At 54.3% G+C, this 10,399-nt stretch carries 8 protein-coding genes; 6 read left to right on the top strand and 2 right to left on the bottom strand.

Going from position 1 to position 10,399, the window contains the following annotated elements; genetic code table 11:
• The first annotated feature begins 2 nt into the window (after positions 1-2).
• Entirely contained in the window at positions 3-1,853 is a 1,851-nt protein-coding gene (locus PHF39_RS05135; protein WP_300221071.1) for a type II secretion system F family protein, read from the top strand.
• A gap of 85 nt (positions 1,854-1,938) precedes the next feature.
• Here the strand turns inward: PHF39_RS05135 and PHF39_RS05140 are convergent, their stop codons facing one another.
• Positions 1,939-2,739 carry a hypothetical protein gene (locus PHF39_RS05140; RefSeq protein WP_300221074.1) on the bottom strand — a complete coding sequence of 267 codons (801 nt, stop codon included), beginning with the start codon at positions 2,737-2,739 and terminating at the stop codon, positions 1,939-1,941.
• A gap of 887 nt (positions 2,740-3,626) precedes the next feature.
• On the opposite strand from PHF39_RS05140, the gene PHF39_RS05145 reads away from it, so the two are divergent.
• The gene (locus PHF39_RS05145) at positions 3,627-3,788 is read left to right on the top strand and encodes a hypothetical protein (protein WP_300221077.1); all 162 of its coding nucleotides are present in this window, start codon (positions 3,627-3,629) and stop codon (positions 3,786-3,788) included.
• Positions 3,789-4,812: 1,024 nt separating this feature from the next.
• Here the strand turns inward: PHF39_RS05145 and PHF39_RS05150 are convergent.
• Positions 4,813-5,400 carry a hypothetical protein gene (locus tag PHF39_RS05150; RefSeq protein ID WP_300221080.1) on the bottom strand — a complete coding sequence of 196 codons (588 nt, stop codon included), beginning with the start codon at positions 5,398-5,400 and terminating at the stop codon, positions 4,813-4,815.
• Between the two features lie 217 nt (positions 5,401-5,617).
• Here PHF39_RS05150 and PHF39_RS05155 point away from each other — a divergent pair, with 217 nt between their 5' ends.
• The 4 genes from PHF39_RS05155 (at position 5,618) to tsaA (ending at position 10,242) form a co-directional block, all read left to right on the top strand.
• Positions 5,618-7,477, top strand: coding sequence for a molybdopterin-dependent oxidoreductase (locus PHF39_RS05155; protein WP_300221083.1), 1,860 nt, complete (start codon positions 5,618-5,620; stop codon positions 7,475-7,477).
• Position 7,478: 1 nt separating this feature from the next.
• Positions 7,479-8,735 carry a Coenzyme F420 hydrogenase/dehydrogenase, beta subunit C-terminal domain gene (locus tag PHF39_RS05160; RefSeq protein WP_300221086.1) on the top strand — a complete coding sequence of 419 codons (1,257 nt, stop codon included), beginning with the start codon at positions 7,479-7,481 and terminating at the stop codon, positions 8,733-8,735.
• Between the two features lie 165 nt (positions 8,736-8,900).
• Positions 8,901-9,743: a molybdate ABC transporter substrate-binding protein gene (gene modA, locus PHF39_RS05165; protein WP_300221089.1), complete on the top strand. Its 843-nt coding sequence runs from the start codon at positions 8,901-8,903 to the stop codon at positions 9,741-9,743.
• A 19-nt stretch (positions 9,744-9,762) separates the two neighbouring features.
• Positions 9,763-10,242 carry a tRNA (N6-threonylcarbamoyladenosine(37)-N6)-methyltransferase TrmO gene (gene tsaA, locus PHF39_RS05170; RefSeq protein ID WP_300221092.1) on the top strand — a complete coding sequence of 160 codons (480 nt, stop codon included), beginning with the start codon at positions 9,763-9,765 and terminating at the stop codon, positions 10,240-10,242.
• Positions 10,243-10,399: the final 157 nt, after the last annotated feature.

The raw sequence follows: 10,399 nt of genomic DNA on the forward strand, positions 1-10,399 counted from the left end.
GGATGTTCATTCCCCCCGTTCTAAGGCGTGCCGAGAAACGGCTTACCGACTTTGAGCTGATACTCCATGGTACCACGTTGCGAAAAACCCTGCGTTCGGCCCATCTCCCCGTAACCGCGGAGGAATACCTCCGTACGGTCCGGGTCAACCTGGCCGGGACGCTGGTGATGTGCTTTACTCTGTGGCTCTTCTTTGCCCTCTTCGGGTTTGAACTGGAGATCTTCGGCCTGAACACAACCGGCACGCTTCTCTGGCTCCTGCTCTTTGTGCTCATCGTACCCGGGCAGTACGCCATGCATATGTACTACCCGCAGATCATTGCCCATGGACGGAAGAGCCGGATCGATCTCGATCTTCCGTATGCGATCTCCTATATGCAGGCCCTCTCCACGACGATGGCCCCGTACGCCATCATCCGCAAAGTATACGAAGAACATGACATGTTCGGGGAGATCGCCAATGAGTTCGGGATTATCGTCCGTGATGTCGAACTCTTCGGCGATGATCTGGACGCGGCGATAAAAGATCTCCAGCGGATCACGCCTTCAGCGAACCTCCGGGATTTCATCAACGACCTTGCAATTGTCATCGACAGCGGGGGCAACATCACGACCTATCTCGGCGCCAAGACTGAATATTATCGCGACCAGGCCAAGCAGGAAGTCGAGCTGGTCCTCAAGACCATCGAGATCATGGCCGAAGTCTATGTGACGGCATTCGTGGCCGGTCCCATCGCCCTTATCATCATGATCGTTGCCCAGGGCATGACCAACAGCCAGGAGATGTCCTGGATCCTCCCCATGATGTACATCTGCATTCCGGCCGGTGCGATCGTCATGATCTGGATCCTCTCTCTCATGCTCCCCCCGGAGAACCTCGAGATTTCCCGAAAAAAGACGATGGAGCAACATTTCGCTGCCGGTGTGACAACAACCGAAGGGACTGACTCAGATGACGATGAAGTGAGAAATAAGGCATTCTACAAGCGTATTGAGGACAACAAGCAAAAGAACTACTACCTGAGTTTGTTGCGTCATCCCATCAGGACATATATCCGGAGTTATTACTACGGGATTGCGCTTGGAAGTATTTTCGCAGGAATAATTGCTCTCATCTGGGTGAGCGGAGGATTAGGGGCATTGATCCCCCACGACCAGATGGAAACGGTCATCTGCCTTATGATCATCGGGTTCATGGCACCTGTTGCCGTCTCGTTTGAGGGCAGGCGATGGTATGTCCGGAATATCGAGGAACACCTGCCGGATTTCCTGCGCGAACTTTCCGATATGAAAGACATCGGGATCACCCTGCAGGAGGCCATTCACAGGATCTCCGGAGCAAAACTCGGGGTGCTGAGCTCCGAACTTTCGGTCGCATCCCGTGATATCGAATCAGGAGCGTATGTCAATTCCGCACTCATCAAGATGGAAGAGCGGATCGGTCTTGTATCCGTGAAACGTGCAATCTCCCTCCTCGTCCGGGCAAGCGAGATCACCACGAACTTAAAACAGATCTTCATCATCGCAATCACGGACTTCGAATACTATCTCAAACTCAAACGGGAACGGTCCAACACAACCATCATCTACGTGATGATTATCTACCTCTCCTTTGGCATCTATCTGTATACCGCGTACCAGCTCAATGTCCCATTCCTCTCTGCATTCAAAGGAATGAATATCGGCACCGATACCGCGGGAAACCTTACCGAGATGTTCCGGATCGGTGTCATCCTTGCAACATTCTCAGGTATCATGGCGGGCCAGTTCAGTTCTAACAGCATCCTTGCCGGATTTAAGCACAGCATCGTTCTCCTTGCAGCGACAATCGCGGTGTTTGTGTTCCTGATGTGATCAATGCGGGATGTCACAGATACCGAACAGTGATGATTCAGGAAAGAATCCATCTGGATAATCAATTTCCGGTCCAGTGAATCACCTAGAAGAATTCCTCATTCGATTCGGGTTCCGCATTTGAACTGGAAGTTGCGGGAGCAGAATCAGCTGGAGTTGCCCCGGTTTTGATCCGCATATCAACATCAAGGAAACTTCCCTCAAGGGTAATATGAAACACCCCGTCTCGGTATATTTTGATATACCGGGGGCCGGGAGTTGACGTTGTTGTAACCTCCTCATAACTGGCACTGGATAGCAGGCTGTCAGCAGTATTTTTTCCCGTATTACTATAGGTTGCCTTGCCAGTATCTGAACTGAACTCTCGTCCATATCCGTCTTCTGCAATAATCTCACGCGTTATGTTATCCCGCACCGTGATAGTAAGGTACGGCCGGTTAATTGATCGGGTTTTATCTCCGCGGCATGATGTTGGATCTTTCAGGCAGTCATTCTTGGGAGTGACGTCATAAATAATATAAAGGGGGCCTTTTGTTACATTGACAGTAAGGCCAACAGCATTCCCCGTCAGGGTATACTTCTTTTCGAATTCGTAAGGTCCGTTGATGATAGGATTGGTTGTTAGCGTCTGGTTGAATTGCGTGCCATGGATTACCGGGTAAGGGTCTGGTGTCAGGACCGGATCCGCTTCTTGTACAACGGCCGTTAACACAGGTTCTGGTTCAACAACAGAAATCTCAGGGACTATTGTGGCAGCTGGAACTGGGGTCGTAGGAGAACTACTTGGTGCAGGTATTTCCGGTGTTGCAGATGGTGGCTCAATCGTGTCCTGCACCTTTTTGATGCAACCACCGGTAAATACTAAACAAATACAGAAAATTATCACCAGAATGGGTATAATGGAACGGCCTTGCATAGAACTGCACAAGGGTATTGCAAAAATACTATTTATAGAGTATACAAATGTGTTTAACATCACACTAATGTTAAATGAACAATATTTCCTTCTCCTGAGGGCAATTTCATATATGATTACGCAATAGAATGATTGAAGATAGAGGTGCCTGAATCACTGGAAAGAAATTGAGTTATCAGAAATAATTTGGAATCTCGCTGACTTGGATCCGCTCTTTTCCTCTGCTGAAGGTCAGGCGATTTTAAGGGGCCAAATCTACTCACGATAAACTCCTGATGCTTGTTCAAAGAATGCATTACAGCCCTGATGTCAAATATCTTTGATCATTACATCAACCGGGTAATAATTCCCGGACGATTCTCTAACTCCTGTTTCAGTTTTCAGGGAAGTCGTTCGTCCAAAAGGGACGAAAAAGCTTTTCCGGGGATGGATATCTCACGAACTGATAAAAAAAAGGTATTCAACCAGTATTTCGCAATCAGTTTCATATAAATCGCCAAAAATCGCGACCTGAAAAATATCAGTTTTTCAAATCGGGAGCCGATTGGCAAACGGGGCATCTTACCTGGTTTAGTTCCCCAATCCATCCCTTGTAAAAAGTGAAAAAAGGGCATCAGGGTTTACCCTGACGGACTCCTGAACGGACTGAAATATTTCGCTACTATATCGTAAGATTCCCCCTTCACAGAGGATTGTTCCCGATCAGGAGCCGCATCACGGAATACCGGTCGCTCCGGCATCCGCCTCGCGGGAGAGCCGGTACATCCGGCGTGTCCAGCCCGGAAAAGGAGCAACCGGGTCGGTGAATGGTGAGGTCATCTGCTTCAACCATAGGTGATGGTTCCCGGTTCTTAATAATGGCGGAACCGGCCGAACGGATCAGAAAACAGCACCGGCAGGAGATGAGTTCCGGACGAGCGGATCACACCCTGATCGTTGTCATCACCGTACACGAAGAAGTAACAGGATGGGCGTATGCCAAACGAGTCGGGATTCGTCCCGGGAAATATTCACGGTGACAGGCACGGCAGTGGAGATTCTTACTGCCAGCCCGGACATGACGTACTGACTCACCGCTGCCGGTGCTGTTGGTCATCTCATGTCATAAAGGGGCGGCCTTCACGTGCCACCCCACCGGAAGATCCGCCCTTCTGCCCGGGTATGTCGAAGGCGATGGTTTTTCATGGCTGAAGGGCAATCACTCCGAAAAAAATCCTCGATTCCTGTCGGGAACCGGTCCAGAACGGAACCGGTCCGCTTCCAGGCCTGTCCTGCTTGATCGTTGATGAGATTCTTTGTGTGTGATCTTGTCCTGTTTGTATGTCCGTTCTGCTGACAACGCACCTCATTTCTCATGGCACCTGGTGTGTGATTACCGTGAATGGCATCGGTATTGTTCCTTCTCAGAAATGCGTTATCATCCATCTGGTACGCCGGAGCGGTATAAATAGTTAATGATTTCAATTTAATCTTAAGAGAGAATCAACATATTATAATTAATTATTCAGGATTTCGGTTCAGGAATCCCCGGCGGATCCATCGCGGACGCGAACAATCAGTCGTCGTCATCGTTCCGTGGCGACCCGTGCCGGTGCCGGCAGCCCTGGCCGGATTCCGGGATACGGGCGCCGGATCCACCCCTCTCCCGGACACTTTTGGCGGGCCGATGGACGAAAAATCCTTTTAGGCCCTGTTCGAAAAACGTCGCCGGCTTACTTCTCCAGCTCTTCCTACGCTTCGGGCAGGAATCGCTCATCCAAAAAGCACCAATTAAGCTATTTTTGGAGCCTGAAATACCTCCCATATCCGAAAAATACGCTCAAAAATCCAGTATTTCCAAAAACGTACCCTGTAATTCGCCAAAAAATGCGATTTCCCAAAACCCTGTTTTTCAAAATGGCCTCCGATCCGAAAAATAAGCCCAAATCAAAGAGATAGTTTTTCCACAAACCTGAACTCGAAGAACGCTGACGCGTTCTTCTCGACCTCCTGGTCTGATGACCAGTCGGTTCCGAAAAATACGCCCAAATAAAAGAGATGATTTTACCAGGGGGTGACAGTCGGATTTCCCCAAAAACCGGGGGTATCCCGGATCATCCCTCCGGCCCTCCCCCACCGCGACGGCCACCCACACGCCGCAAGAATATCCCTCCCCGTAATCCTGTCGCCCGCCGGTCCTTTCGCTGCAAGCGCTGACAGGGAGAGAATGGATCGCGGGAGCAGCATCCCGAAAAAATCTGCCTGCGGGACCTCAGGCATCGCCCGGTCCCGGTAATTCTTCCAGGTGGTGCGGTCGACCACGATACCCATCGCGGCAATGACACGGGCTGCCTGGCTTGAGGGCATTATAAGGGACTTTGTCAGATAAAAATCGATGACGGGAGACCCGATCCGCGTGCCGGGATAGAACGGTTCATCGGAGTAACAGAGCCGGCCACATGAGCGGCAGGTGAACCGTTTGACCCGGACCGTAAGGGTGCGTTCCTCGTCTCCATCCAGTACCACGGCGAACTTTTTCTGCCGGGTATCGTAGCCGGTCACCGGGCCGCCGCAATGCGGGCACTGTTCAAGGGTGGTGAATCCGGCTCCATCGACTACAGAAAGGGCGGTCTGCACAAGGTCAGTTACCATGGGGGGGATTCGGGGGGATCGCATACAGAATCGTGTATTTTTATGTTTTTGGAAATCGAGCTATGCTGTGCATTAGTGCTGCGCGATTTCTCGGTTTCCGATCACTTGGTTATAAGCTATCCGATATATGCCCACCGATAATCATCAAAAATCTGATGTAAACCCTATTCATTTAATAATGCCCTTTTGTCAACTATTATTGTTTGAGGATTGGAACATGGATTTCACGTACGTATCAAGCACCTGCCCCTACTGCGGCAACGGGTGTGGTATCAACCTTGTCGTAAAAGACGGCAGGGTTGCCGGGATCTCTCCCTGGCACCGCAACCCGATCAATGAGGGGAAGGTCTGTATCCGCGGCAACAAATCGTTCGAGTTTGTGAACAGCCCCGCCCGCATCACAACCCCCCTGATCAAGAAGGACGGGAAGTTTGTCGAAGCCAGCTGGGAAGACGCTTTTAAAGAAGTTGCCGATGCGCTCAAGGCCGCAAAAGGCGACGCAATCGGCTGCGTGGCCTCGGCCCGGACCTGCAACGAGGACACGTTTGTTTTCAGGAACTTCGCAGCAAACGTCCTGAAGACCGCAAACATCGACTACTGCGGGCGCAAGTGCAACGCGGACGCGGTCAGGGGACTTACCGACGCCTTCGGTGCCGGCACAATGACAAACTCGATCACGGACCTCTCCGATGCACAGGCCATCTTCGTTGTCGGCAGCAACCCGCTCGAAGAAAATCCTCTTGCAGGCCGGAGGATCATCCTTGCAAAGCAGAGAGGTGCAAAGATCATCGTCGCCGACTCCCGCAGGACCGCGACCGCAAAGATCGCCGACCTCTACATCGCAACCAATCCCGGAAGCGAGGTCGCACTGGTCAACGGTATCGTCAACGCGATCGTCATGGCCGGCAAGGAGAACAAAGACTTCATTGCCGAGAAGACCAGCAACTTCGACAAGTGCAAGGCAGCCGTTGCATCGGCAACTCCCGAAGCTGTATCCAAGACATGCGGAATCGCAGAAGACGTAATCACGAAGGCTGCAGAGATCTTTGCAGCAGCCCAGCCGGCAGCAGTCGTCACCTCAGCAGGAGCCGGCAGCGGCGACCTTGTCCGTGCTGTCGCAAACCTCCAGATGGTCACCGGTAATATTGGTAAGGCCGGCGCTGGCGTCAGCCTCCTTCGCGGCAAGAGCAATGCACAGGGCGCGGCCGATGTCGGTGCCGTGCCGGGCGAGAACGGCCTGACCCTTCCCGCCATGATCGATGCCGCGATTGCCGGCAAGATCAAAGTCCTGTACGTCATGGGAGAGAACATCGCGCTCGCGGGAGCCCACGTTGCCGATGCCCTTGGCAAACTGGACTTCCTCGTGGTCCAGGACATGTTCATGACCGAGACCGCTGCCCGGGCAAACGTTATTCTGCCCTCGGCATCATTCGCCGAGCGCGATGGGACGTACACCAACAGCGAACGGCGGGTCCAGAGAGTCCGGAAAGCCGTCGAACCGGTTGGCAGCACAAAGGCTGATTGGGAGATCGTTGCCGGAATCGCAAAGGCAATGGGACACGAAAAGGACTTTGCGTTCAAGGACGCCGAGGCAATCTTCAACGAGATCGCGAAGGCCGTGCCCGCATACGCCGGCATCACCTACGCGAAGCTCGAGAAGCCCGAAGCAGTCCAGTGGCCGGCAGCCGGCGGCGTATTCGGTACCGCGGTCCTCTATGCCGACAAGTTCGCAACCAAGGACGGCAAGGCGGCCTTCGCAGCTGTCGAGTTCAAGCCTGATGGCACCGCTGACAACGCGTTCCCGTTCATGGTCGCCAGCCAGTGGCCCATGGGAACCCTGTCGGTCAACACACCGTCCATTGTCCGCGAGTGGCCGAGCCCGGTCGTGTACATCAACAAGGAAGATGCAAAGGCGCTGAAGATCACGACCGGCCAGAAGGTCAGGGTCTCCGACAAAGCCGGCAGCGTAACCCTTGCAGCAAACGTGACATCCGACATCAAGAAGGGCGTTGTCTCACTGCCTGCCAACATGGCGGGGGCGGCTGTCAGACTCGAGATCGCCCCGGAGGGAGCATAACATGGCAAAGAAAGGCGACATGCTCTATGCATGGACCAATGATGCAGAGATCCAGAAGAAAGCCGAGCTCGGTGGCGCTGTCACCGCACTCTGGAAGTACGCCCTTGACTCAAAGGCAGTCGACGCAGTCCTCGTCATCTCCAAGGGTAAGGACCTCTACGATGCAAAGCCGACGCTGGTCAAGGACTCAAAGGAACTGGCAAACACCGCCGGGTCGCTCCACTGCGGAACGCTCCTCCTGCCCAAGCTGATCAAGAAGTACTTCGATGGCGCTGCTGACATGAAGATCGGAGTCACCGTCAAGGGCTGCGACGCGATGGCGTTCTACGAACTCGCCAAGAGGAAGCAGATCAACCTCGACAACATCGTCATGATCGGTGTCAACTGCGGGGGGTCGGTCAGCCCGGTCGTCGCCCGCAAGATGATCGCCGACAAGTACGGTGTTGACCCGGACGTTGTCCACAAGGAAGAGATCGACAAGGGCCAGTTCATCATCGAGTACGAAGGCGGACACAAGGGTATCTCCGTGGACGAGCTCGAAGAGCACGGCTATGGCCGGCGCTCCAACTGCCGCCGCTGCAAGATGAAAGTCCCCCGCCAGGCTGACCTTGCCTGCGGTAACTGGGGTGTCATCGGCCCGCGGGCCGGCAAGGCAACTTTTGTCGAGGTCTGCTCCGAAAAGGGCGCAAAGCTGATCGATGGTGCCGTCAAGGCCGGCGTCCTTGCAACCGAGGCACCCAACCCCAAGGGTCTGGAGATCCGCGGGAAGGTCGAGGGAGCCATGCTCAAGCTCGGCGACAAGTGGCGCAAGAAGGACTTCGAGGCACTCGGCGAGGGCAAGGACCGGTTAAGGAAGATCATGACCGAGACCTCCCGCTGCATCAAGTGCTACAGCTGCATCTCGGCCTGCCCGATCTGCTACTGCGTAGACTGCACGACCAGGAACCCGTCGTACGTCACCCCCGGCGAGGTCCCCCCGAACTTCATGTTCCACCTCATCCGCTTCGCCCACATTGCATCGAGCTGCGTGAACTGCGGCCAGTGCCAGGAACTCTGCCCGTCGGAGATCCCGAACGCACTCTTCATGCACTCCCAGCAGGTCGAGCTCGAGAAGATGTTCGGCCACGTCCCTGGCCGGGACATGGAACTCCCGATCCTTGCGTATGCAGAGGAGAGAGAGGAGCGCGCCCGCCTGCACAACACCGGCAGCGACATGATCTACGAGAACGTGTTCAACCCGATGCCGGGCAAACATTAATCTTTTTTTCCTTCTTTCCCACGCAGCGAACACTCCTGGCAGTTCCTGCTGTACGCTGCAATGGTTCAACCGGAAAATCCGGCTTTTCTGGTTAACAAATAAAACAAGTAAATCAATAATTATTTATTAGTGTCCGGTCGATCCCTGATCCTCGGAATGATTTCCATGACCCAGAAACAGAACACAACACTCATCATCAGTATCGCACTCGTCATCCTGTTCATCGCAGCGGCATGTGCCGGCTGCACCGCGCCATCGCAGGAGACAAAAAGCACCGCAGCGGCAACAACCGCAGTTCCCGCGGAGAGCATCCTTGTCTTCTCCGGCGCGGGCCTCAAGGCCCCGATGGAAGACGCCGGGAAGGCATTCACGCAAAAGTACGGCATCGGCGTCCAGTACAGTTATGGCGGAAGCGGGGTCCTCATCACGCAGATGAACCTGACCCACAAGGGTGATGTCTTCATCCCCGGTTCCACGAACGAGTGGAAGACCGCAAAGGCCCAGGGCCTTGTCGATTCCTACCAGCTTGTTGCCTACCACGTGCCGGTGATTGTGGTGCAGAAGGGCAATCCGAAGAACATCGCCACGCTGAAGGATTTTGCACAGCCTGGCATGAAGATCGCACTCGGTGATGTCGATGCAACGGCCATCGGCAAGGCAGGGGCGAAGATGTTCAAGAAGCTGAACATTACCGCTGACGTTGAGAAGAATGTGGTGACCCGCACACCGACCATCAACGAACTGGTCACGATCATGAATGCCGGGCAAGCCGACGCCGCCATCCTGACGCTTGACAATGTCAAAACCGACAAGATGGACATGATCGAGATCCCGCTTACAGTAAACGAGGTCCTGATCACCCCCATCGGCGTGACCACGTTCACCCGGAACCCGGATGCCGCAGCAAAGTTTGTCGCGTTCGTTGCATCGGACGAGGGCAAGGCGATCTTTGCAAAGCACGGGTTCCCGATCTACCCGGACCCGGTCTATGCGAATGTCCAGCCGTAAGAGAGACCGTGAAGAAACCATGATGGACTTCCGCCCGATAGGGATTGCGCATTCAGAGCTCACGACACGCGGTGCACCCCCGTTCCAGAGCTCGCTCTCTCAGGCAGGGGGGACGATCGAGGTCTTCCCCGAATACCGTGAGGGGCTCCGCGACATCGAAGGATTCTCGCACCTCATCATCCTCTCCCATTTCAACCAGGCAGAGAAGCGGGCCCTCGCGGAAAAGCCGCTCCTGGACGGGGAGGCAAACCACGGGATCTTTGCCACCCGCCACTTCAACCGGCCCAACCCGATCGGGATCTCGTACGTTGCCCTGACAGGGATCGCGGACGGGACGCTCTCGGTGAAAGGCATCGACCTTCTTGACGGGACACCGGTCCTCGATATCAAGCCGTATATCCCGGCATTCGATTCCATTCCTGATGCCGTCTCCGGGTGGGTCACCACGACACATGTCGGGAGGCTCCGGGAAGCGGGAACAGGGATCCGGCCGCAGTAGCCGGGCAGGCGGAGACGTGGATGCGGAAAGTATCGCTGGCCTTAACCCTCATCCTCTTTCTTGTTATCAGCGGGATGCTCCTTGGCCTCCTCTTCTACTCTCCGCTCTCCACGCTTCTTTCGAGCCTTGCAAGCCCCGAGATCCAGTTTGCGATCCT

Source organism: Methanoregula sp., assembly GCF_028712425.1.
Taxonomy (GTDB): domain Archaea; phylum Halobacteriota; class Methanomicrobia; order Methanomicrobiales; family Methanospirillaceae; genus Methanoregula.